This is a genomic window from Candidatus Vondammii sp. HM_W22 (genome assembly GCF_022530855.2).
Classification (GTDB): domain Bacteria; phylum Pseudomonadota; class Gammaproteobacteria; order Chromatiales; family Chromatiaceae; genus Vondammii.
Genome location: NZ_CP099567.1, coordinates 2,020,878 through 2,044,598, shown reverse-complemented (window position 1 = coordinate 2,044,598; position 23,721 = coordinate 2,020,878). Strand labels below are relative to the sequence as shown.

Genomic DNA, 23,721 nt, shown 5'->3' with positions numbered 1-23,721 from the left:
GTATCCTCGTATGCCCATCGATAGATACCTTCTGGGCTAATCCGTAGACATGCACTTCGAGGGTGGTCCAGCTTGAGGTGTCCGGCCATTGTTTCCGGTGACCAATCCTCGCGTGACCGCTCGGTGACATAATAATGCAGGAGTCTTTTATATGATCGCCTGCGAGTGTGCCTCGGTTTCTTGCATCAAGCCATCGCACGTTTCTGTGCAAACTCATTCCGATAACAGGCTATGAGTCGGCCATTGCGTTTCGCTTCACGTGAGATGGAGGTGTGATGACGACCCAGACGAGGACCAATATCTCGATAATTTAAACGCCAATATAAAAGATGCATAAGCATATGGCATTCTTTTGCACTAAAATAACGATAAGAGATGATTTGTGCTCCTCCTGTGTAAATAAGATTTCGCAACCTCATTTTACCAAGCATTCAGATCATCTCTTTTTAGTCATCCAGATGATGCACTTTGGAGTTGAATCCACCCACTCATTAGTACCCCATGCCCTCAACCACATCTATTTATTGAATACCCACTTAACCCAGCAACAACTTATTCTTCTCGGCGCCAGGTGTGAAATTTCTCTACCCACTGCAATAACTTCTCCGGCGCATGAACCCTTTTCCAGTTACCGGCCGCAAACTTATTGCCTTCGGTCCATGTCGGATAGATATGGATGGTACCGAGGATTTTACTCAGCCCAAGGCCGTGCCGCATGGCAGAGATAAACTCGGCAATCAGGTCGCCAGCATGCTCACCGACGATGGTGGCTCCCAGGATTTTGTCTTTTCCCGGTACTGTCAGCACTTTTACAAAACCGTAGTTTTCGCCATCGACTATAGCCCGGTCAAGATCATCCAGCCCATAGACTGTGGCCTCGTAAGGAACACCCTGAGCCATGGCATCCAACTCGCGCCACCTCCGGGTCAGTAAACGTTGCAAAGGGGATAACCGAGTAATCCACCTTAAATTTCCGGAACATACCGAACAGCGCATTGACCGAGGCATACCAAGCCTGATGTGCGGCAGTGTGAGTAAACTGATTATGGACCGGTAACATCACCACAGACATAGATATTCGGGAAATTGGTCTGGAGAAATTCATTGGCTTCAACGGTGCGGCGATCATTAATTCGCACGCCCAACTCTTCCAGCCCAAAGCCGCTGGTATTGGCTGCACGACCCACGGCAACCAGCAACTGATCAAATTCAACCGTGACCGATTCGCCATCATGCTCGGCAATCAGGAACTTACTACTACCCTCCACTTTGAACTCTTTGGCCATGTGGTTGGTAAAGACATCGATCCCCTCATCGCAGAACCGTTCGGTGACCAGTGCAACAACATCATCATCTTCCCGTATCATCAATCGTGGCGCCATCTCTACAATGGTCACCTCTGAACCAAAGCGGGCAAAGCACTGCGCCAGTTCACAACCAATGGGGCCACCGCCAAGAACCACCAGCCTCTTCGGCAGTTCACGCAACTCCCAAAGATTCTCGGAAGTGAGATAGTCAATCTGATCGATCCCGGGGATTGGTGGAACAAATGGCCGGGCCCCGGTAGACACGATGATGTTTCGGGTGGTGAGTTTCCGGCCATTCACCTCTACGGTGTAGGGCGAAGTGATCCTTGCTTCACCCTGAATCACATCAACGCCCAGGCCAGTAAAGCGTTCAACCGAGTCATGTGGCTCGACTTTTTTCACTACATTTTGAACCCGCTCCATGACGTCGGCAAAGTCAAACTCCGCACTTGCAGACTTGAAACCGAACTCTTCAGCTCTAGTGGGTCTGGGCTAGATAGCGGGCTGAGCGGATCAGCGCTTTAGAGGGGACGCAACCGGTATTCAGACAATCGCCGCCCATTTTATGTTTTTCGATCAGCGTCACCTTGGCTTTTACCGCTGCAGCAATAAGTGCAGAAAGCAACCCTCCTGAACCTGCACCAATCACGATCAGATTGCGATCAAAACTCGGTGGTTTTGGGTAATTGGCAGGCACTTTTCGTGCCTTGATAACAGCCAACAGTTTCTTGGCGAGCAGTGGAAATATTCCCAATAAGACAAAAGAGAGAATCAGGCCTGGAGACAAAATCCCCGAGAGAGAATCAATTTTTGCGAGTTGCGTGCCCGCATTGATAAAGACAGCGGTACCTATCAACATTCCAATCTGGCTGACCCAGGCAAATGTCCAGGTGCGCAGAGTAGCAAGCCCCATAGCCAGATTGATCACGAAAAAGGGGAACAGTGGTACTAGACGCAGACCAAAGAGATAAAATGCGCCATCTTTCTCTATGCCTGCATTAAGCGCTTTCAACTTGTCGCCAAACCGGATTGTACCAAATCGCGCAACAAAAACCGAGCCATAAGAAAGGCCAGAGTTGCACCTATTGTCGAAGTGAAGGAGACTGGTATGACACCGGATACCAAGCCGAATATGGCTCCAATCGCAAGCGTCATGATGGCTGCACCGGGGAGCAATAGCGCCGTCACTGCAACATAGACAACATAGACAACATAGACAACATAGACAACATAGACAACATAGACAACATAGACAACATAGACAACATAGACGATCAGTGCGCTCTGCCAAGGATTTTCAGCCCGCCATGCTCCCAGTTCCACCTGCTGGGCTTTCAGATTTTCCAGTGTCAGATAGGAACCGAGATCAAAAATAAAGAAAACGGCAATGACGGCTACCAGCAGAGTAGCTAGAATAATCCTGCGAAGATCCATGTTGAGTTGCTCCTAATAATGTTACCTGATTACCTACTAGTCTCAGCTATTGAGCCAGTGGTCATTGCATAATAGAAGCCACTGAATTTTCTATCATGCCGAAAAATACAGTGCAGTTTCAAAAAGGTCCTAGTTTACACGAATTTATTGAAAAATATGGTTCTGAAGAGCAATGTCAACAAGCATTGTACCAACTGCGTTGGCCTACCGGATATATATGTCCTGAGTGTGGCAACACAACAGGTTGTGAACTCAAAAGCCGTAAGATATATCAGTGCCACAAATGCCACCACCAAAGCTCCCTGACTGCTGGCACCATCTTTCACGGCACCAAGCGGCCGTTGAAGAAGTGGTTTCTAGCCATCTACTTGTTGACTCAGCGTAAAAAGAGTACTTCTACCTTGCAACTGTCCCGTGAAATTGGTGTGAACTACAATACAGCCTGGAAGCTCAAGCACAAACTGATGCAGGTGATGATGGAACGTCAGAGTCAAAAAAAACTGGCTGGTCGCATCGAGATGGATGATGCTTATATTGGTGGTGAGAAACCGGGAAAGCGTGGGCAGGGTCTCGTAATAAAATCCCTTTCGTGGCAGCTGTTGAGACGACGCAGGACGGCAGGCCAATGAAGATCAACTGCGTCGGCTCCGCGGTTTTCAGAGTGCGGAGATCGCTCGATATGCCAGATCCAGTCTGTGTGCTGGCAGCACAGTTTTTTCTGATGGGCTCTACTGCTTCAGAGCAGTTACAGATGCTGGATGTGATCATATGCCTATCGTCACTGGCGGTGGGCGAAAGTATACCCAGCTCTCCACCTTTAAATGGCTGAATACCATGCCTGGTAATATCAAGAATGCTTTGCAGGGAACCTTTCATGCTATTCGTAAAAAACACGTACCTCGTTATCTCGCCGAGTTTAAATATCGCTTTAATCGCCGGTTTAATCTTCCGGCTATGATTGAACGATTGCTCTGCGTCGCGTTACGTACACCGATGCCTTATCGTCTCCTGAGGATGGCTGAAGTTTATGGGTAATCAGGTAGATTTATGATTGAGTTCGAAGAGCGCTTAGCGGTATATATTTAACTCTGGCTATTACACAGAAAACTTTACAGGCTCGGCTGAAACTCTCTTTTTCTCCATTGCGTTTCTCGCCATCAGATTTTATCCTGCTTCTCTTTCACTTACAGAATTTCTGGATAATCGGTCGTGAGTACCAGCCAGTCTCCATCCATCCATTCATTGGAAGCAGAAGGGATTACCAAAAAGGATCGAATTGGCCTTTTCTGCATTAACTCGGGCTCTTTTGCTATTGCTTATGCCTATATCGTAAAGTCTGGTGCGGTAGTCGTGCCAGTGAGCCTGCTGCTCAACCGGAAGGAGATTGTCTATAGAAAGCCTCTAAAAACCTTCTAAAATCAGCGATAATTAGTAACCAACTCAAACAACCATTGGTAAAAACTATGCAACCAAGTTTTTTTGATCATCAAGACCGACTTGACGTCCTTGAGCAGCTGGGAGACTCGCTGCCAAAGCTGGAAAGGACCGCAGACTAGGAGGTTTTCCGGGTATTGTTGGGCTCAGTTTATAAAAACAGTGATCCCAGTAAAGGTGGCGCCCACCTTTACGATGCGGTACTGATGTTCAAAGTGTTGGTCCTGCAGCATTTATCCAATCTGAACGATGATCAAACAGAGTTACAAATACGGGATCGCTATAGCTTTTGTCGTTTTCCTGGGCTGAGCCCGGAGGGTAAGGTACCCGATGCTAAAACAGTTTGAGTATATCGTGAGCGCCTGAAAGAACAGGCCTTGTTGATAAACTCTTTTCAGAGCTGTTGATCCAGATTGATGCAGCAGGCTTCAGTGCTCGCAAGGGGCAGATTGTAGATGCCGCTACCGTTCCAATATCCAGGCAACGTAATACGCGAGAGGAAAATAGGTAGATCAAAGTCGGGGATAGCCCTACATGGGGTGATAACAAACGCCGCCAGAAGGATGTTGACGCCCGCTGGACCATGAAGCATGGCAAAACCCACTGTGGGTACAAAAATCATATCCGCATAGACCGGAAGTACAAGGTCATTCGCAAGTATGCCGTAACATCAGCTGAAGTTCATGGTAGCCAGGTCTTCGAGTAACTGCTGGATGAGAACAATACCAATGGCAGTGTCTGGGCCGATTCTGCTTGCCGCAGTGCAGAGCAGGAGTCTGCTTTACCGGGGTGCGATTACCGCAGTCAGATTCACCGCAAGTCGACACACAAACGCCTCTTGAATGAACGGGAGCAAGAGGCAAACCGAAAACGATCAAGAGTTTGGGTTTGCAAGTTGAGTACGCGTTTGCCCAGCAGGCCAATCGACTAATGCGTAGCATCGGGCAAGTCAGGGTCGGTGTGAAGATTGGTATGATGAATTTAGTGTACAACATGCGTCGATTGGTGTGGCTGGCCGGATGAAGCGAGGTATGTATATGGATGTTGCCAGAAAAACGAGCGTGGAGATGCCGGGTTGAGCCTATAAAGAAGGGTGTCCTGAATTCTGTGTAACTGCCTATCATTAAACCCAAGCGTGGTTGAGGATAGGCACTATGAACTAGAAAGAACTACAGGCGATCGCTCATGCGGCTGCTAAAAATATCAAGACGGAAGACGACCTCAAAGACTTCCATCAGATGCTAACCAAGATTACGACCGAAGCGGCACTGAACGCTGAGTTAGATGATCATCTTGGCTTTGAAAGGCACGAGCAGTCCGAAGCTGCCAATAACCGCAACGGCTATGCCAGTAAGACTATCCGAACGGAAGCTGGCCAGTTCGAGCTCGATACACCACGCGACAGAGCTGGGAGTTTCGAGCCCAAGACTCGTTAAAAAACACCAGCGTCGATTTACTTCCATGGACGACAAGATTATTTTCTTGTATGCCCAGGGCATGACAATACGAGAAATCGCCACGACCGTTAAAGAAATGTACGGTGCTGATGCCTCCGCCACCTTGATTTCCAAAGTGACTGACGCTGTTCAGCGACTCAGTGGTGTTGGTCGTGCAGATCACTTTTCGTCTGTCCTCCGGGTAGTTGAACAGTGTGTTGAAATTCTGCCAATGGGCACTCCAGGAGCGGCTGATCCGGGGGTACTTGTTGTCCCATCGGTCAGAGAATTTATCCAGCGCCAATGAGGCTTCTTCCCCGGTGATGGACTGATAAATATTTTTCAAATCAGCCGTGACAGGCTTGTAGTCTTTCCAAGGCACGTACTTCATCGAGTTCCGTACCATATGCACGATACAGAGCTGGATCTGGGTATCCGGAAAGGCCGTGTTGATGGCATCAGGAAAGCCTTTTAAGCCATCGACACAGGCAATCAAAATATCCTTCACACCGCGATTCTGAAGCTCTGTCAGCACGTTCAGCCAGAACTTGGCACTCTCATTCTCCGACAGCCAGAGCCCCGATAATTCCTTGTGGCCTTCCAGGTTGACGCCCAAAGCGGGGTAAATTGCTTTGTTGATCATTTTCTTGTCTTGCCGGATTTTAATGACAATGCTGTCCAGATAAACAATAGGCTGAATCGCATCCAGGGGGTGAGATTGCCATTCGACAACCTGCTCGATAACCGCATCAGTAACTTTGGATATGGGTGTGGCGGAGACATCGGCTCCGTACATTTCCTTGAATGTCGTGACGATTTCGCGGGTCGTCCATACCCTGAGAATACAAGAAGAGGATCTTGTCATCCATTGAGGTAAATCGATGCCGGTGCTTTTTAACTAGTCGGGGTTTAAAGCTACCCGCTCTTTCTCGTGGAGTATCCAGTTCAAACTGGCTATCTTCCGTTTGCAAGGTCTTGCCAGTAGTGCCGTTGCAGCTATTATTCGCTTCGGACTGTTCATGTTTGGCAAAGCCAAGATGATCATCCGGTTCAACGTTGAGTGCTGCATCGACCGTGATTTTGGCCCGCATTGGCCGAAACTCGTTGAGATCTTCTTCAGTTTTGATGATTTTTGCAGTTAAGGGGGCGATATCCAGCTCCGGCATTTGATACCTGGGAGGATCTTGCTGCCACTTTCTATACTTTCGGTACCACTGGCCGCCCAAAGGGGCCATACTGACTCATCACAATCTGGCATCAAATACCAATGGCGCTTGGCTGCACTCCAATTCCAACCTAGCAAGAGCAGGCTGCTAGTCGTGTTGCCTGTGTTTCACTCGCTTGCGGCTACTGTTGGTACTCTGATGCCACTGTTGCATGGCGTAAGATTGGCGTTGGTAGCCAAACTTCTATTGAGCAGATAGATTATTGGTCCAGCATTCGCTATTGCGTAACCATTCTGTGGTGCCGGTAGACGGGCGATGCGTCAGTTTGAGAAGCGCTTCTATTTGCCGATTCACGAGAGTGATGGTTCGACTGGGTGTTCGCCTGCCATCTGCGTTAATCCGATTGGCTGTGAGCGTAAACCTGCTTCTGTTGGTTTGCCGCTACCGGGTGTCGAAATAGAGATCCTCGGCGAAGCTAGCTACTGGCTGCCAGCTGATGAGATAGGCGAGTTGTGTGTCCGCGGCCCGAATGTCATGAAATGAAAGAGTATTGAGATTTATCCGGAAGAGACGGAATAGAGCTTTTTCAATGGGTGGATGAGTACCGGGGATCTCGGCTACAAGGACTAGTGATGGCTATGTCTCTATATCGTTGATCGGGAGAAGGATATGGTGATTGCCAATGGTATGAATGTCTATCCCAGAATGATGCAAGAGGTTCTGTACCAGTGATGACCGGATTATTGAAACAGCCGTGGTGGGTGTGCCGAGTGATCTGCATGGTGAAAATGCGGTGGCTTATGTTGTGTTGAAAGAAGGGAAGTTTGGTGCGGCAGATGTAAGGGCATTCTGCCGGGATGATCTGGGGTGCCATGAAATACTGCGAAAAGTCGTGTTTAAGGATGCGTTGCCGAAGAATGCAGCAGGAAAGATTCTTAAGCGTGAGTTACGCAAAAGCGGTAGACTGGAACGGGAGGTTGATATCCTCGAATCAGAATAGCTAGGGAAAGAATTCCAACTAAAGAGCTCGAGATGAAATCGACTGTAGACCAGCTACTGGATAAACATAAACCCCTGATACACTCTGATTTCCGCAAGGTTGTCTCGCATGTTCAACGGGACGGAGGAGAGTGGTTTGTCAATACCTTGATTATCGAGGGTTGCGATGTCCCATTCAAATACAAACGAAAAAAAGCCTACAAGAATCTGACCGGGCAGCGAGTCAACCTGACTTATTATGCCAACCTTCAAATGGTGGCTGGTATCGAGATGGAGATGATGAAGGTGGTACGGCTCAAGATCGCCTGATATCTCTGTCTTTGTCAGCTGGGTAGCGGCCGGTGCCAGAAGAAAAACGCCTGTAAAAGATGGATGAACAAGCCGGCTGCGGAGAGAGGGCTACGATGCCGTCATAATGGCCCACAAGGAAGTTGGCTGAGCTCTGGGGGGCAATGGCCGTGAATGACTTCATCGTCTTGATTACCATGATAAAGCTGGCATGGAGCTAGATGACATTTGCCGGTGCGTTCACGTACTAGTGCCAGGAAGGCCTCGAGTACAAAGATAACCAGCAAAGAGTCATAGCTGCGCAGTTCCCCGAGCTGATCGAAGGTGCCTGCCAACATCTGCAGACCGCTGTTCCTGGCAAAAGTGCCTCCCAGAGGGGAGGTGGTTTGATGAAGTGCATGGCAGCATAAAACAGGCTAGAAAGAAGTAGGGTGGTCAGAAAATTGCCCTTTTTGCGGATAGTACTGAAATGCCGCCGCGGAAGCAGGTATCCTCGATAAAGCTGATCAGAAGCCCGCCAATGAGGGCTACAGGTAGCGCTTTGATACAGTAGGCCCAAGTCTCCGGTGTTGGTTTCAAGGACTCTGATCCCGAAGATGACGAGAGCGGTACTAGGGGCGAGGAGGATCAGCAGACCGCTCAGTCAGCCTCTTTAATAGCTCTCTAAAGGACTCAAGGGCGGGGCAGTCCGCAACCCAGGCCATTTTTGTTGGCAACGGCGAAGTGACGCACATCCTCAGAATAAAGCCTAGTATGGCAATCAGCTTTCCAGTGGTATTGATCAGCTTGTGTCGGCGCCCATGCTGCCGCCAAGCAACAGGTAGAGGGGGTAATTGATCAGGGCGCTGAGGAGAAGTGCAGCCAGTACAATAGTATAAAAATCCCCATACCTGCATTACAGAAGCTTTTCCCTTGATTGTAAAATGGTTTAAAAGAGCTATTTTGGCTGAAAAAAATGTAAGCTTAATATCGCCTGCGTGGCGATATTAAGCACTTACAAAAAATAATCGATTCTGGAGGGATGAGATTCCGATTAGAAACGAGGGGTGGCACTATGTATAATGGCTGGTTAGTCTGGGTATAAGCTTGGTTCAACGATGTTTGTTACTATTGCGTGCGAAAGTGGCGGAATTGGTAGACGCGCCAGATTTAGGTTCTGGTACCGCAAGGTGTGGGAGTTCAAGTCTCCCCTTTCGCACCATATTTTAGTCCATCGCGGGTTGCGATGAATCCTGTTAATTGGATAATTGAGGGATGGCGGCCGGATCGCCAGAGAGGTTTTCATGCAAGTTTCGGTTGAATCGATGGAAGGGCTTGAGCGTCGAATGATAGTTGAGCTGCCTGCTGAGATGATCAATGAGGCAGTGGAGAAACGCCTGAAAGAGGTTTCCCGTACCATTAAGCTGGATGGTTTCCGCCCGGGCAAGGTGCCGATGCCGGTGGTACGCAGGCGTTTTACCGGTGAAGTCCGTCAGGAGATTTTTGGCAATCTGGTCCAGTCGAGCTATTTTGAGGCGCTGTCCCAGGAAAAACTGCAGCCTGCAGGTGAGCCTGCTATCGAGCCTATCAAAAAGCCTCTCGAAGAAGGCATGCCTTATACCTATGCTGCGGTATTTGAGGTGATGCCCGAAATTACCCTGAATGATATGAGTAGTTCCATTATCAAGCGCCCTGTGGTTGAAGTGACTGAAGCAGACCTACAGGCGGTGATCGAAAAGCTGCGCAAGCAGCGGGCAACCTGGAATGATGTGGAACGTGGAGCCGGAAATGATGACCAGATAACGATTAATTTTAAAGGCTATATCAATGGTGAGGCGTTTGATGGTGGTTCGGCTGATGGGGTACCTCTGATTCTGGGCTCCAATGATATGATCGACGGGTTTGAAGAGGGGTTGCGTGGTGCCAAGGCAGGAGAGAACCGGACCCTGGAGCTTACCTTCCCTGAAAACTATCAAGCCGATGCGCTGGCAGGGAAGGCAGCTACCTTTGAGGTTGAGATTGCCAAGGTTGCCGAACCTGTTTTGCCCGACGTCGATGATGAATTTGTGAAGGCCTTTGGCGTGACCAAAGGCGGTGTCGAGGCACTGCATAAAGAGATCCGTGGCAACATGGAGAGGGAACTGGAAGAGAATATACGTGGCCGGCTTAAGGAGCAGGTCATGGATATTCTGCTGGAGGTCAATCCTATTGAGGTTCCCCAGGCTCTCGTTAGACAGGAGTCAAATGCACTACGGGAACAGACCAAGTTAAATATGGCTCAGAGCGGTCAATCCAGTAATATCGATCTACCGATTGAACTGTTTGAGGAGCAGGCCAGGAAACGCGTTGCCCTAGGGCTGGTGATGCACGAAATGATCAAGCTGAATAATATTCAGCTTGATGCCGGTCGGGTGCGTGCCAAAGTCGAGCAGTTTGCACATTCTTATGAGACGCCCCAGGAAGTGATTGATTACTACTACAGCAACAAAGAGCAGCTCGCCGGTGTCGAAAATGTGGTTGTTGAAGAGCAGCTGGTTGATTGGGTGCTAGAGCAGGCAAAGGTTGAGGATACTGACTCAGGCTTTGACGAGGTGATGAATCCTCCCGTCAAGGAAGCAACCGTTGAATAAATTTAGCTAAGGGGGGAACCTCTGGTTAATTCTGGATCGGATGGATGATGAGTTGAAATCTTCTGGATCAAGGCGAAAATTGCCGGTAATGGCGGGCTGTTGCCAATATTTTCAGCGCAGAGCCGGTAGATTTTAGCCATCAGACACCGATTTATGAATTGATCAGATGTTCCTAAGGATTTCTCTGAAATTACCGAGTATGAGTGATATGGGCGGATTAGACACAAAAAATCTCGGGTTGATTCCCATGGTCGTCGAACAGACGGCACGGGGGGAGCGCTCTTATGATATCTATTCTAGGCTGCTGAAAGAGCGGGTGATCTTTCTGGTTGGGCCGGTGGAAGACCATATGGCCAATTTGGTTGTTGCCCAGCTGCTGTTTCTAGAGTCTGAAAACCCGGATAAAGACATCCATATTTACGTCAATTCCCCGGGTGGATCCGTTAGCGCCGGCCTTGCGATCTACGATACCATGCAATTTATCCGCTGCGATGTCAGTACTATGTGCATTGGGCAGGCGGCCAGTATGGGCGCACTGTTGCTGGCAGGTGGTGCAATCGGTAAGCGTTTCTGTTTGCCAAATTCCCGGGTGATGATCCATCAGCCGTTGGGTGGTTTTCAGGGGCAGGCGAGTGATATCGCGATCCATGCCAAGGAGATTCTCGAGCTAAGAGAACGGCTGAACAAGATTCTGGCGGACCACACGGGGCAGCCGATAGAAGAGATTGAGAAGGATACCGAGCGCGATAATTTCATGAGTGGTGATGAAGCAGCAGCCTATGGCTTGATAGACGAAGTATTGAGTCAGCGCATTGCGGTTGCATCGGAGAACTGATGCCATCTACATTAACCCGATATTTTTCTTGGTTAATGTCCGTCAGGCTATAAACTAAAGGTAGTTGTGGAATAGCGCGAACCGGTTGCAATCGGTTCCGATGGGCTTTATATATATGACTCAAACGTTGTGAAGATTCGACAAGGCTGTTGAGAGGATGCCTGTTATGAGTGATGACAAGATCAAGGGTGATGATGGCAAGCTGCTCTATTGCTCTTTCTGCGGGAAGAGTCAGCATGAAGTACGCAAGCTGATCGCAGGGCCCTCCGTCTTTATATGTGACGAGTGTGTCGAGCTGTGTAACGATGTTATTCGTGAAGAGATGGAAGAGACCAGTGGCGATACGGTCAATACGCTACCTAATCCCCATGAACTCAACAGCATGCTGGATCAGTATGTGGTCGGTCAGGTGCGCGCCAAAAAAGTGCTGTCGGTTGCTGTGTATAACCACTACAAACGGCTGGGTAGCAGTAACGAGGGTAGTGATGTAGAGATTGAGATTGCCAAAAGCAATATCCTGCTGATTGGCCCTACCGGTTCAGGAAAAACACTGTTGGCTGAGACTCTGGCGAGAATGCTTGATGTCCCTTTCACCATAGCGGATGCAACCACGCTCACTGAAGCGGGTTATGTGGGTGAGGATGTTGAAAATATTATCCAGAAACTGCTACAAAAGTGCGATTACGATGTTGAAAAAGCCGAGACTGGCATCGTCTATATAGACGAAATTGACAAAATTTCCCGGAAATCAGACAACCCATCAATCACTCGGGATGTATCGGGTGAAGGTGTGCAACAGGCATTGCTAAAGCTGATCGAGGGCACCGTGGCATCCGTTCCCCCCCAGGGTGGGCGCAAGCATCCCCAGCAGGAGTTTCTGCAGGTGGATACCTCGAATATCCTGTTTGTGGTCGGCGGTGCCTTCGCCGGCCTTGAGACGGTGATTCGCGATCGCTCTGAGAAGGGTGGGATCGGTTTCGCCGCTGAAGTTCACAGCAAAGATGAAATCAGCAAGGTTGGTGAGATTCTGACCGGTGTGGAACCGGAGGATCTGATTCGTTATGGCCTGATTCCAGAGTTTGTTGGGCGTCTGCCGGTCGTTGCTACGCTGGAAGAGCTTGATGAGGATGCGCTGGTACAGATTCTTACTGAGCCTAAGAATGCATTGGTAGAGCAGTATAAGCGTCTGTTTGAGATGGAAGATTGCAGGCTTGAATTCCGTGATGGTGCCTTGAGTGCAATTGCCGTCAAGGCGATGGAGCGTAAAACGGGTGCCCGCGGTTTGCGCACTATCTTGGAGCAGGTTCTGCTCGACACCATGTACGACCTGCCATCTATGGAAAACGTGAGTAAAATTGTTGTTGATGGTGCCGTGATCACTGGCGAGAACGATCCCTATGTTATCTACGATGGTGGCGAGAAGAAGCTCGTGGCATCGTCGGATTGATTCGGCCTCCCATGAGCAGCAAACAATTGCAGCTCATGGGTTAAATATTTGCACCGACAGTTGAATTATACTCTGTTAGCCCTCACCATCATTAGACATTGGTACCAGAATCAAATCTAATTTTCCAGGTGAAGCTGTGAGAAGAAGCGTGCTATCTTCTGTCGCCTGAGGAATAGCAGATTGGGTATCCGGGAATTCTGTTCGGGAGGTACGCTTGCTATGGGTCAAGACGATAAACAAGACAGTGTAATTGAAGATCCTATGTTCATTGCTCCGGTTCTGCCGCTGCGGGATGTGGTTGTTTACCCGCATATGGTGATACCTCTTTTCGTCGGTCGTGAAAAATCGATTCACGCACTGGATGCGGCAATGAAAGACAATAAGCAGATTCTGCTTGTTGCCCAAAAAAGTGCTAAAACCGACGACCCAAATCCCGAGGATGTACACGATATAGGGACGCTGGCAAATATCCTGCAGCTGTTGAAGCTCCCTGATGGAACCGTGAAAGTGCTGGTCGAGGGTAGTGCGCGGGCGAAACTGGTTCGTTTTGCACCTACTGAAGGGTATTACTCAGCGCAGCTGAGAGTTATTCCCGATAAATCATCCCTCGATGAGAAAGCGATGGATGTGCTGACGCGTGCTGCGACAGCGCTGTTTTATCAGTACGTCAAATTGAACAAGAAAGTGCCTCCCGAGGTTTTAACCTCCCTGGCCAGCATCGATGATCCCTGTCGCCTAGCAGACACCATGGCTGCTCACATGTTTCTCAAGCTGGAAGAGAAGCAGCAAGTGCTGGAGATGGCAGATATCAGAGACCGTCTGGAGCACCTGATGGGGCTGATGGAGTCTGAAAGTGATCTGCTGCAGATCGAGAAGCGCATCCGTGGACGTGTTAAACGTCAAATGGAGAAGAACCAGCGCGAGTACTACCTTAATGAACAGATGAAGGCGATCCAGAAAGAGCTGGGTGAGCTGGAGGATGTGCCAAATGAGATAGAGGATCTCAGCAAGCGGATCAAAAAGGCGGGTATGACCAAGGAAGCCAAGTCCAAGGCCCAGGCGGAGCTGAGTAAGCTCAAGCTGATGTCTCCAATGTCTGCCGAAGCGGCTGTGGTACGCAATTATATCGATACCTTGGTCAGTGTGCCCTGGAAGAAACGAAGCAAGATATGCCATGATCTCAAGGCGGCAGAGGACATCCTCGAAGCGGATCACTACGGGCTGGAGAAGGTCAAGGAGCGGATTATTGAATATCTGGCAGTACAGCAGCGTGTACGTAAATTAAAGGGGCCGATACTCTGTTTGGTGGGTCCACCCGGTGTCGGCAAGACTTCCGTTGGACAATCAATCGCTCGCGCCACCAGCCGGAAATTTATTCGCATGTCACTTGGTGGCGTTCGTGATGAAGCTGAAATTCGTGGTCATCGCCGTACCTACATCGGTGCTTTACCAGGTAAGATTATTCAGAATCTCTCCAAGATTGGAACGCGAAATCCACTTTTCCTATTGGATGAGATAGACAAGATGGCGATGGATTTGAGAGGCGATCCTGCCTCCGCACTGTTGGAGGTGCTGGATCCTGAGCAGAACCATACTTTTGGCGATCATTATCTAGAAGTGGATTTTGATCTTTCAGAGGTGATGTTTGTCGCCACGGCTAATACCCTTAATATTCCAGCTCCACTGCTTGATCGAATGGAAGTCATTCGATTGTCCGGCTATACCGAAGACGAGAAGGTAAATATTGCTCTTCGTTATCTGGTTCCGGTACAGATGGAAAATAGTGGCCTGAAGGGGAGTGAAATCCTGATTCGGGAGAGTGCGTTACGCGACATCGTTCGTTACTACAGCCGTGAAGCGGGTGTGCGTAACCTGGAACGTGAGATATCTAAAATCTGTCGTAAGGTGGTGAGAGATATCTTGCTCAAGAAGCTGGATCAGCGGATTACCATTACCCCGAGCAGTTTGGAAAAATACCTAGGTGTTAAGCGTTTTCGATATGGTGAGGCGGAGGAGCATGATCAGGTTGGCCAAGTGACTGGATTGGCCTGGACCGAGGTGGGTGGCGAGTTGCTGCATATTGAGGCGGCTCTGGTTCCAGGAAAAGGGCGACTGAGTCATACCGGTCAGTTGGGTGAAGTGATGCAGGAGTCTATTCAGGCGGCAATGACGGTGGTGCGCAGTCGGGTCGATATGCTGGGGATTCAAAGTGATTTTCATCAGAAATTCGATCTACATGTACATGTTCCCGAGGGTGCCACGCCAAAAGATGGTCCGAGCGCTGGCATTGGCATGTGTACCTGCCTAGTCTCAGCGTTGACAAATATACCGGTACGGGCAGATGTTGCCATGACCGGTGAGATTACATTGAGAGGCGAGGTTCTGCCGATTGGTAGCTTGAAGGAGAAGTTGCTGGCTGCCCATCGGGGCGGTATTAAAACGGTCATTATACCAGAAGAGAACGAACGCAACTTGGTTGATATACCAGAAAATATCAAACAGAATTTGGATATTTATCCTATACGCTGGATTGATCAGGTACTGAAGATTGCTTTGACGCATATGCCTGAACCCCGCATCATAGGCGAAGAGGGAGCAATGGAAGCTACCGTAGAAGAATCGAAGACGGCAGGGAGAAAGACGGGGGTCAAATTGACCCGGCACTGATTCCTGTGGAGAAAATTTTGACCGGGGACTGCAATTGCAATCTGTGGTTGTCGGAGTGAAAAAGGTAGGGGTATCAGCCTGAAAGGTGCGTATTGCTAACCTTTTTGGGGTATCTGCTCTTGACACTCATTCCCGGACGCTGGTATAAACTGACTCCGTTTTCACGCTCATTCGATAGGGTGTAAATCGAATTAATATAGTCATGCCGAATAGCGGCACGAATAATCCAAAAATGGAGAAGATTTAATGAATAAAACTGAACTGGTTGATGCAATGGCTGATAGTGCTGACCTTTCCAAGGCCGCTGCCGGCCGCGCACTGGATGGCATGATTTCAGCAGTGACCGCTGCACTGCAGAATGGAGATCAGGTAACCATCGTTGGTTTTGGTTCCTTCTCAGTACGTCAGCGTGCAGCTCGTACCGGGCGCAATCCACAGACGGGAGCAGCCATTCAGATAAAAGCCTCGAATAATCCTGCATTCAAGGCTGGCAAAGCGCTTAAAGATGCCGTAAACTAGCGCGCCTTTCTAGGGTGCTTAGCTCAGCTGGGAGAGCGTCGCCCTTACAAGGCGAGGGTCGGGGGTTCGATCCCCTCAGCACCCACCATTATCTGGAGCGGTAGTTCAGTTGGTTAGAATACCGGCCTGTCACGCCGGTGGTCGCGGGTTCGAGTCCCGTCCGCTCCGCCAACATTGAAGGCCCGCGGGGTATCGGCTTGTTGATACCCCGTTTGTTTTTCATCTGATCCACCATCTCACGAGCCCCATCATGCTTCAGTCAATCAGGGAAAGTGCCCAGGGAGTGGTCGCTTGGTTCATTGTTATCCTAATCAGCGTACCTTTCGCCCTTTGGGGGATTCAGGAATACTTTGGTGTCGGTTCCGAGTCCATTATCGCCTCGGTCAACAGCCAGGAGATTACAGAACAGGAATTTGAACGCAGCTACAGATTTTTTCGGCAGAATTTGCGGGAGCGTCTGGGCAGCAGCTATCGGCCAGAGCTAATAGATGAGACCCAGCTACGCAAAGAGGTATTGGACGCCATGGTGCGTAATCGCGTGATTATGCAGGCTTTGAGCGAGATGGGTCTTGCCGCCGGGGATGATTTGGTACGCAGTGCGATTCGCACTACCTCCTCATTTCAGGCTGGTGGAGTCTTTAATCAGACGGTCTATGAACGGAGTGTGCAGCAGCGGGGCTTGACTCCGTCCGGTTTCGAGGCACAGGTCAGAGACGGAATTGTGAGACAGCAGTTGCCAAAAGCCATATCCGGATCTGCATTTGCTACCCAAGCAGAGATGAATGAGTTGGTGCGTCTGCGTCAACAGCAGCGTGAACTGAGCTACCTGGAGGTGTCCCTGAGCACCTACCTGAATAGTGTCGATGCCGACGAGAATGAGGTTCGTGCCCACTACGATTCCCATGAGAGCGAATTTATGGCTCCTGAGCGGGTTAAAGTAAATTATCTGGAGCTTGATGTTGCCAGCATTGCTTCAGCCATTGGGGCGGACGATGAGGCGCTGAGAGGCTACTACGACCAGCATAAGAGTGAATATATTACTGCTGAACAACGCCGTGCCAGCCATATTATGATCGCTTTAGATGGTGGTTCAGATGAAAGTGCGGTAACCGAGGCCAGAGAAGCTGCTGAGGCCGCGTTGCAAAGATTGAATGATGGTGAGGATTTTGCCGATCTGGCCAAAGAGCTCTCTCAGGACCCGGGTTCATCGGATACCGGTGGTGATCTTGGTTTTATGGAGAAAGGCATAATGGATCCCGAGCTGGAGAAGGCGATGTTTAGCCTGGCGGAGGGTGGAATTGGTGATGTAGTACGTTCTGAATTCGGCTTTCATGTATTGAAACTGACGGCCATCCGTCCGCCCGAAGGGAAGAGCTTTGATGATGCCAGCGTCGATCTCAAGAGTGCCTATCTGAAAGATAAGGCAGAGCGACTGTTCTATGAATATGTCGAACAGTTGAGTGATCTCGCCTATGAAGACCCAGACAGTCTGGAGCCTGCAGCCGATGCATTGGGTATGCAAATCAAGGAGAGCGAATGGTTCTCCCATGATGGCGGTAAAGGTGTCGCTGAGTCATTGAAAGTGGTAAGCACGGCATTCAGTGAAGATGTAATGACCGAAGGGCACAACAGCGAAGCGATCGAACTGGGTGCTGAGCATGTTGTGGTGCTTCGGGTTCTGGAGCATGAAGAGGCGGCAGTCAAAGAGTTTGATCGTGTTAAAGACGATATCAAAAATCAGATTAAAAGAGATAAAGCTGCTAACAAAGCAAAAGAGAAGGGCGAAGCGATTTTTGCCAGCCTGAAGCAGGGAGCGACATTCCAGCAGGTTGCCGACGATAACGATCTGATGCTGAATCAGAAAGGTGCGGTGGATCGGGATAACCGTGATGTTCCAGGAGAGATTCTGAACCGACTGTTTACCATGCTCCGGCCAGAAGAGGGTAAGTCAAGCTACGATCAGGTTGGGTTGGCTAATGGTGATTTTGCGGTTATCGCATTGGATGGAGTGATCGACGGCACCATAAAGGATGCACAAAAGCTGGGTGGTGAAGCGGCCCTGCAAAATGCCTTGGCACGTTCCAGAGGGGAGAGTTATTTTCAGCATCTGGTGCAGAATAAGCGAGGCGCTTCTGATATCCAGCTGATCCAGAAAGAGGAGTGATCCACTCTCTATCCATTACCCTCTTCGAGTGAATGAAAAAAGCCGCTCCCACAGTCATGTGGGAGCGGCTTTTTTATTGGAACGCAGGGGCTTGGATAACCTATCAGGCCATACCCAAAATATGATATCCGGAGTCTACGTAAAGCACGTCACCGGTAATACCGGAGGCGAGACCAGAGCAGAGGAATGCGGCACTGTTGCCGACCTCTTCAATGGTGACATTGCGACGCAGAGGGGTTTTCTTTTCCGCTTCTGAAAGCATCCCTTTGAAACCGCTGATGCCGGCGGAGGCAAGCGTCCGTATCGGGCCGGCAGAGACAGCATTGACCCGGGTGCCTTCAGGGCCGAGGGCATCGGCCATGTATCGGACGTTGGCTTCAAGACTGGCTTTGGCAACGCCCATGACGTTGTAGTTGGGCACGGTGCGCACGGCACCCAGGTAACTCATGGTGACCAGGGCGCCGTTGCGGCCCCGCATCATCTCTCTGCCCGCTTTTCCCAGTGCGGCAAAGCTGTAGGAGCTGATGTCATGCGCGATGGCAAAGCCTTCACGGGTTACTGCGTCCATGTACGTGCCTTCCAACTGATCACGAGGGGCAAAACCGACCGAGTGGACGATACCGTCCAGGCCATCCCACTCCTTGCCCAGTTTAGTGAATAGATCCGCTATCTGCTGGTCAGAGGCGACATCCAGGGGAAGGATGATATCGGATCCGACTTCAGCCGCCATGTTGTCGACACGTTTCTTCAGTTTGTCCGTCTGATAGGTGAAAGCGAGTTCAGCCCCCTCCCTGTGCATTGCCTGAGCAGTTCCCCAGGCGATGGAGCGGTTGCTCGCAACGCCAACGATCAGAATACGCTTACCTTGTAGAAAACCCATGGAAAATCCTTGATACTTTAAGTTTTGTTGAATCATTCGCGGTACGCAGATTCAGTAGTGATTCTGCGGCACTTGATCAGAAGGTGTTAAGGTACCGGAAAATAACCGGTTGGAAAAGAACCTTTCGGGTTTGCCGCTGCCTGATTAGGATGATATTAACTCGTTATCGCCAAGAAACGTCGTTGTTACCACGAAGCGTACAGAGCACACGAAGAGAGCTTATTTGTTGATCAAGTTATTATCTTTCTGCTCTCCGTGATGAATATGTATAGGATTTCTTTAGGATATGCTGAATAGTTAAGGGAGTGTTAGAATTCGGGCTGTTTACATGCTACCCGGTTTTTAAATGCATATGGATGCATAACCCACGGCAAAGCACTTAATTGATGAAATTTCCGCTTCTTAAACAACTGGTGTGCGTCTTTGTGTTGCTACTCTCATTAGACGCAGCACAGGCCGAGATCCACAAGTCACACGCCATCGCACTCTATGATGAGCCGAAGTATTCAGCCGATTTCGAACACTTCGATTACGTCAATCCCAATGCGCCGAAAGGAGGTGTCTTTCGTACCGCATCGAAAGGCACTTTCGACAGTTTTCACCCCTATATACCCAAAGGCAATGCAGTCAGCGTCGGATCTGTTGAGACCCTTCTGGTCTCCAGCAGTGACGAGCCATTTACCGCCTATGGCTTAATTGTAGAGACGCTTGAGTGGCCGGACGACCGTTCCTGGATCATCTTCGATCTGCGTCATGAAGCTAGGTGGCACGATGGTAGGCCAATTACTGCTGATGATGTGATCTGGTCTTTTGAAACCCTCATCAGTAAGGGTGACCCGCTATACCGTTTCTACTACGGTGGTGTGGATAAGCTGGAGAAACTTGGCGAGCGGCGGGTTAAATTTAGTTTTAAAGAGAAAAACAACCGTGAGTTACCCCTGATTATTGGCCAACTGCCTATCCTGCCTAAACACTACTGGGAAACACGTGATTTTGAAAAGACCACCCTCGAACCGCCGCTGGGCAGCGGTCCTTACCGTATTGCATCGTTTGAAGCCGGGCGTTTCGTGGTACAGGAACGAGTTGAGGATTACTGGGGTAAAAATTTGCCGGTAAATCAGGGAATCAATAATTTCGACAGGATTCGCACGACGTTTTATCGCGACTACACGGCTATCCGTTTGGCACTAAAATCAGGTGATATCGATTACCATGCCGAAAATCGGGCCAAGGCGTGGGCTATGGATTATGATGTTCCGGCAGTGGAAAAGGGATGGTTAAAAAAAGAGCGAGTGCGCCACAGGATGCCAACTGGGTTGCAGGGGTTTGTTTTCAATACCCGCCGAGATCAGTTTGCCAACCCGAAAGTAAGAGAGGCTCTGGGTTACGCGTTTGACTTTGAATGGACCAACCGGAATCTTTTTTTCAGTCAATATACACGTACCAAAAGCTACTTTTCCAACTCCGATATGGAATCAGAAGGGTTGCCAGAGGGTGCTGAGCTGGACGTGCTGGAAGGGTTCAGGGATTCATTGCCTGAGCGTGTTTTTAATCAGGTTTACCAGGTTCCAGCGACAGATGGCAGTGGCTGGTCGCGGAAAAATCTGCTGAAGGCAGATGAGATGCTGAAACAGGCAGGCTGGATTATTCGCGATATGAAGCGGGTCAATAGGGATACAGGTGAACGGTTTCAGTTTGAGGTTCTGCTGGTCTCCCAGGCGTTTGAACGGGTCCTCCTCCCCATGGTGAGAAATCTGGAGCGACTAGGCATTAAGGCGCGAATAAGGCTGGTGGACCAGGCTCAATACGTCAATCGGCTCAGAAGTTTTGATTTTGATATGCTGGTGATCGTCTGGGGGCAGTCTGAAAGCCCTGGTAACGAGCAGCGGAATTACTGGTTCAGCAGCTCTGCAGAACAAGCCGGCAGCCGAAACCTAGCAGGAATAAAGGATCCGGTTGTGGATCAGTTGGTTGAACGTGTTATTGCCTCACCCAACAGGGCTGCACTGGTAACCAATACACGGGCTCTGGATCGTGTATTGCTGTCGAATTTCTATGTCATTCCCAACTGGCATATCCCGGCTGAAAGAATACTCTATTGGGATAAATTCAGCCGACCGGATATACCCATCAAGTCGGGGGTGATGACGAATCTGTGGTGGTTCGATCAGGCAAAGGCTAAACAGCTTAAAGCGGTCATCTCCAGCGACTCATCATTGGTCGACCAAACGGAATCACCATCGTCACCAGCGCCCCGGCGTCTGCTGCTTCTGTTGCTTCTGTTGCTTCTGTTGCTTCTGTTGCTGATACTGACAACAGCTGGCTGGTCCATTTCCCGCTATTTGAAGAGGGCGAGATAATATGGGTACCTATATTGTTCGGCGACTGCTGCTGATTATCCCGACACTGTTCGCCATTATGGTGGTCAATTTTATTGTCATTCAGGTAGCGCCGGGTGGCCCTGTTGAGCAGGCTATTGCTCAGATGACGGGTGAAGGAAGTGCTATTACAGACCGGATAACTCGCGGTGGTGGTGAAAACATCGGCCAGGCAAGAAAAGGGCTTCAAGCGCCAACTGCATCGACCACCAGCAAATACCGCGGTGCTCAAGGGCTTGATCCGGAATTTATCAAAGAACTGGAGCAGCGTTTTGGCTTTGATAAACCGTTGCATGTGCGGTTCATCGATATGATGAAAAACTATCTGACTCTCGATTTTGGTGAAAGCTTTTTTCGCGACCGGAAAGTGACAGATCTAGTGCTGGATAAAATGCCGGTCTCCATATCTCTCGGTCTCTGGACGACGCTGCTGGTTTATATCATCAGCATTCCACTCGGTGTCACCAAGGCGGTCAGGGACGGGAGCCGGTTTGATGTTTGGACCAGTGTGGTGATCGTCATAGGTACAGCCATTCCCAGCTTCCTGTTTGCCGTATTTCTTCTGGTGATATTTGCAGGTGGCAGCTATGTGAACTGGTTTCCCATGGCAGGGCTTACGTCTGAAAACTGGGATGCGATGAGTTGGCCGGCCCGTATTATCGACTATCTGTGGCATCTTGTTCTGCCGATTACGGCAATGACCATTGGTGGTTTTGCAACCTTGACCATGTTGACAAAAAATTCGTTTCTCGATCAGATCAACCAACAATATGTACTGACCGCCCGCGCCAAGGGGCTGGATGAACGGCGAGTGATGTATGGACATGTATTCCGTAATGCCATGCTGATTGTCATCGCGGGGTTTCCTGCCGCCTTCATTGGTATCCTTTTTACCGGTTCATTGTTGATTGAAATTATATTTTCGCTCGATGGGCTGGGCCTGCTCGGTTTTGAGGCAGCATTCAGCCGGGATTACCCGGTTATGTTCGGGACGCTCTTCTTCTTCTCTCTGCTGGGGCTGGTGATGAACTTGGTGGGTGATATGGCCTATACACTGATTGATCCACGGATCGATTTTGCGTCGCGCAATGTCTGATCCGGTGGCGCAACGACGACAGATGGAAATGCCCGGCCGGCTATCACCGCTGGCCCGTCGCCGTTTGGCTATTTTTCGCGCTAACCGCCGAGGCTGGTGGTCCCTCTGGATTTTTCTGGCGATTTTTGTTTTGACCCTGTTCGCTGAATTTATTGCCAATGACAAGCCTTTCCTGGTGAACTATCAAAACGAATTCTATGCGCCGATATTTCATGCCTATCCGGAGACCGCCTTTGGCGGCGAGTTTGAGACAGAAGCCGATTATCGGGATCCTTATGTGATCAATCTGATCCGCAATGATGGCTGGCTGCTCTGGCCGTTAATTCGTTATGATCATCAAACCGTTGCCTGGGATCTTCCTGTGCCGGCACCTTCGCCGCCAGATGCTACCCACCTGATTGGTACCGATGACCAAGCGCGGGATGTGCTGGCCCGGTTGATCTATGGTTTCCGCATCTCCGTTCTGTTTGGCTTGATACTGACTATTGTCTCTGCTGTGATTGGCGTTGCCGCGGGGGCTGTACAGGGCTATTTTGGTGGCCTGGTGGACCTGCTTTTCCAGCGATTCATGGAGGTGTGGTCGGGACTGCCGACACTCTACCTGCTGATTATTCTGGCCAGTATCGTTGAGCCTAACTTCTGGTGGTTATTGGGTGTCATGCTGCTCTTCTCATGGATGAGCCTAGTCGGCGTGGTCCGTGCCGAGTTTTTGCGGGCACGTAATTTCGAGTATGTTCGTGCTGCGCGTGCACTCGGTGTTAGTGACCGGGTAATTATATTTCGTCATGTGCTGCCCAATGCATTGGTGGCGACTTTCACCTTTCTTCCTTTCATCGTCGCCGGTTCGGTAACGGTTCTTACCTCGCTTGATTTTCTTGGCATTGGACTGCCGGCCGGCTCGGCTTCTCTCGGTGAGATACTGGCTCAGGGTAAGGCCAATCTGCAGGCACCGTGGCTTGGACTGGCCGGCTTTTTCACCATCGCGATGATGCTGAGCCTGTTGATCTTTATCGGTGAAGCGGTGCGTGACGCATTCGATCCTCGCAAGAGTCTGGAGTAGCG

General features: G+C 49.9%; 15 protein-coding genes, 3 tRNA genes and 5 pseudogenes. 19 read left to right on the top strand and 4 right to left on the bottom strand.

Going from position 1 to position 23,721, the window contains the following annotated elements; genetic code table 11:
- Nucleotides 1-185: 185 nt before the first annotated feature.
- Together MN084_RS19735 and MN084_RS11310 are read right to left on the bottom strand one after the other, a co-directional pair.
- Nucleotides 186-419: a helix-turn-helix domain-containing protein gene (locus MN084_RS19735; RefSeq protein WP_445083967.1), complete on the bottom strand. Its 234-nt coding sequence runs from the start codon at nt 417-419 to the stop codon at nt 186-188.
- A gap of 133 nt (nt 420-552) precedes the next feature.
- Nucleotides 553-2,741 (bottom strand): annotated as a pseudogene (locus MN084_RS11310) (FAD-dependent oxidoreductase).
- A 95-nt stretch (nt 2,742-2,836) separates the two neighbouring features.
- Here MN084_RS11310 and MN084_RS11305 point away from each other — a divergent pair.
- From MN084_RS11305 to MN084_RS11280, 4 genes and pseudogenes are all read left to right on the top strand, one after another.
- Nucleotides 2,837-3,776 (top strand): annotated as a pseudogene (locus MN084_RS11305) (IS1595 family transposase).
- Nucleotides 3,777-3,950: 174 nt separating this feature from the next.
- Nucleotides 3,951-4,157 carry a hypothetical protein gene (locus MN084_RS11300; protein ID WP_241086339.1) on the top strand — a complete coding sequence of 69 codons (207 nt, stop codon included), beginning with the start codon at nt 3,951-3,953 and terminating at the stop codon, nt 4,155-4,157.
- Nucleotides 4,158-4,204: 47 nt separating this feature from the next.
- Nucleotides 4,205-5,198 (top strand): annotated as a pseudogene (locus MN084_RS19730) (IS5 family transposase).
- A gap of 155 nt (nt 5,199-5,353) precedes the next feature.
- Nucleotides 5,354-5,762, top strand: a pseudogene (locus MN084_RS11280) (transposase); the annotation flags it as partial.
- On the opposite strand, the pseudogene MN084_RS11275 reads toward MN084_RS11280, so the two are convergent.
- Nucleotides 5,754-6,777: pseudogene (locus MN084_RS11275) on the bottom strand (IS256 family transposase); the annotation flags it as partial. The pseudogenes MN084_RS11280 and MN084_RS11275 sit on opposite strands and share 9 nt — an antisense overlap.
- Before the next feature lie 315 nt (nt 6,778-7,092).
- Here MN084_RS11275 and MN084_RS11270 point away from each other — a divergent pair.
- The 12 genes from MN084_RS11270 (at nt 7,093) to MN084_RS11215 (ending at nt 18,305) form a co-directional block, all read left to right on the top strand.
- A complete protein-coding gene (locus tag MN084_RS11270) occupies nt 7,093-7,320 on the top strand; it encodes an AMP-binding protein (protein WP_241086342.1) in 228 nt (75 codons plus the stop codon).
- A 211-nt stretch (nt 7,321-7,531) separates the two neighbouring features.
- Nucleotides 7,532-7,777: an AMP-binding enzyme gene (locus tag MN084_RS11265; RefSeq protein WP_330178032.1), complete on the top strand. Its 246-nt coding sequence runs from the start codon at nt 7,532-7,534 to the stop codon at nt 7,775-7,777.
- 32 nt (nt 7,778-7,809) lie between these two features.
- Nucleotides 7,810-8,085, top strand: a complete 276-nt coding sequence (locus MN084_RS11260; RefSeq protein ID WP_241086344.1) for a hypothetical protein — start codon at nt 7,810-7,812, stop codon at nt 8,083-8,085.
- 1,095 nt (nt 8,086-9,180) lie between these two features.
- Nucleotides 9,181-9,265: transfer RNA gene (locus MN084_RS11255), tRNA-Leu, on the top strand.
- Nucleotides 9,266-9,347: 82 nt separating this feature from the next.
- Entirely contained in the window at nt 9,348-10,673 is a 1,326-nt protein-coding gene (tig, locus tag MN084_RS11250) for a trigger factor (protein WP_241086345.1), read from the top strand.
- 199 nt (nt 10,674-10,872) lie between these two features.
- Nucleotides 10,873-11,508 carry an ATP-dependent Clp endopeptidase proteolytic subunit ClpP gene (gene clpP, locus MN084_RS11245; RefSeq protein ID WP_277400313.1) on the top strand — a complete coding sequence of 212 codons (636 nt, stop codon included), beginning with the start codon at nt 10,873-10,875 and terminating at the stop codon, nt 11,506-11,508.
- Nucleotides 11,509-11,674: 166 nt separating this feature from the next.
- Nucleotides 11,675-12,955, top strand: a complete 1,281-nt coding sequence (gene clpX / locus MN084_RS11240; RefSeq protein WP_241086346.1) for an ATP-dependent Clp protease ATP-binding subunit ClpX — start codon at nt 11,675-11,677, stop codon at nt 12,953-12,955.
- A gap of 219 nt (nt 12,956-13,174) precedes the next feature.
- Nucleotides 13,175-15,622 carry an endopeptidase La gene (lon, locus tag MN084_RS11235; RefSeq protein ID WP_241086347.1) on the top strand — a complete coding sequence of 816 codons (2,448 nt, stop codon included), beginning with the start codon at nt 13,175-13,177 and terminating at the stop codon, nt 15,620-15,622.
- Nucleotides 15,623-15,868: 246 nt separating this feature from the next.
- Nucleotides 15,869-16,141 (top strand): HU family DNA-binding protein, encoded by a 273-nt coding sequence (locus tag MN084_RS11230; RefSeq protein ID WP_241086348.1) that lies wholly within the window; start codon nt 15,869-15,871, stop codon nt 16,139-16,141.
- A 12-nt stretch (nt 16,142-16,153) separates the two neighbouring features.
- Nucleotides 16,154-16,229, top strand: a tRNA-Val gene (locus MN084_RS11225).
- A 6-nt stretch (nt 16,230-16,235) separates the two neighbouring features.
- Nucleotides 16,236-16,312, top strand: a tRNA-Asp gene (locus MN084_RS11220).
- Nucleotides 16,313-16,391: 79 nt separating this feature from the next.
- Nucleotides 16,392-18,305 carry a SurA N-terminal domain-containing protein gene (locus MN084_RS11215; protein ID WP_241086349.1) on the top strand — a complete coding sequence of 638 codons (1,914 nt, stop codon included), beginning with the start codon at nt 16,392-16,394 and terminating at the stop codon, nt 18,303-18,305.
- 103 nt (nt 18,306-18,408) lie between these two features.
- On the opposite strand, the gene MN084_RS11210 is transcribed toward MN084_RS11215, so the two are convergent.
- Nucleotides 18,409-19,185, bottom strand: a complete 777-nt coding sequence (locus MN084_RS11210) for an enoyl-ACP reductase FabI (RefSeq protein WP_241086350.1) — start codon at nt 19,183-19,185, stop codon at nt 18,409-18,411.
- Between the two features lie 425 nt (nt 19,186-19,610).
- On the opposite strand from MN084_RS11210, the gene MN084_RS11205 reads away from it, so the two are divergent.
- Genes MN084_RS11205 through MN084_RS11195 form a run of 3 tightly spaced genes read left to right on the top strand, consistent with a single transcriptional unit; the run spans nt 19,611 to nt 23,719 of the window.
- Nucleotides 19,611-21,545: an extracellular solute-binding protein gene (locus MN084_RS11205; protein WP_241086581.1), complete on the top strand. Its 1,935-nt coding sequence runs from the start codon at nt 19,611-19,613 to the stop codon at nt 21,543-21,545.
- Between the two features lies 1 nt (nt 21,546).
- Nucleotides 21,547-22,659: a microcin C ABC transporter permease YejB gene (locus tag MN084_RS11200; protein ID WP_241086351.1), complete on the top strand. Its 1,113-nt coding sequence runs from the start codon at nt 21,547-21,549 to the stop codon at nt 22,657-22,659.
- Entirely contained in the window at nt 22,652-23,719 is a 1,068-nt protein-coding gene (locus MN084_RS11195) for an ABC transporter permease (RefSeq protein WP_330178031.1), read from the top strand. The genes MN084_RS11200 and MN084_RS11195 overlap by 8 nt, the downstream gene beginning before the upstream one ends.
- Nucleotides 23,720-23,721 lie beyond the last annotated feature (2 nt).

Coding starts and splice junctions, on each gene's coding strand:
- MN084_RS19735 (WP_445083967.1), bottom strand. CDS start 419: ATGAGGTTGCGAAATCTTATTTACACAGGAGGAGCACAAATCATCTCT.
- MN084_RS11270 (WP_241086342.1), top strand. CDS start 7,093: ATGCGTCAGTTTGAGAAGCGCTTCTATTTGCCGATTCACGAGAGTGAT.
- MN084_RS11260 (WP_241086344.1), top strand. CDS start 7,810: ATGAAATCGACTGTAGACCAGCTACTGGATAAACATAAACCCCTGATA.
- tig (WP_241086345.1), top strand. CDS start 9,348: ATGCAAGTTTCGGTTGAATCGATGGAAGGGCTTGAGCGTCGAATGATA.
- clpP (WP_277400313.1), top strand. CDS start 10,873: ATGAGTGATATGGGCGGATTAGACACAAAAAATCTCGGGTTGATTCCC.
- clpX (WP_241086346.1), top strand. CDS start 11,675: ATGAGTGATGACAAGATCAAGGGTGATGATGGCAAGCTGCTCTATTGC.
- lon (WP_241086347.1), top strand. CDS start 13,175: ATGGGTCAAGACGATAAACAAGACAGTGTAATTGAAGATCCTATGTTC.
- MN084_RS11230 (WP_241086348.1), top strand. CDS start 15,869: ATGAATAAAACTGAACTGGTTGATGCAATGGCTGATAGTGCTGACCTT.
- MN084_RS11215 (WP_241086349.1), top strand. CDS start 16,392: ATGCTTCAGTCAATCAGGGAAAGTGCCCAGGGAGTGGTCGCTTGGTTC.
- MN084_RS11210 (WP_241086350.1), bottom strand. CDS start 19,185: ATGGGTTTTCTACAAGGTAAGCGTATTCTGATCGTTGGCGTTGCGAGC.
- MN084_RS11200 (WP_241086351.1), top strand. CDS start 21,547: ATGGGTACCTATATTGTTCGGCGACTGCTGCTGATTATCCCGACACTG.
- MN084_RS11195 (WP_330178031.1), top strand. CDS start 22,652: ATGTCTGATCCGGTGGCGCAACGACGACAGATGGAAATGCCCGGCCGG.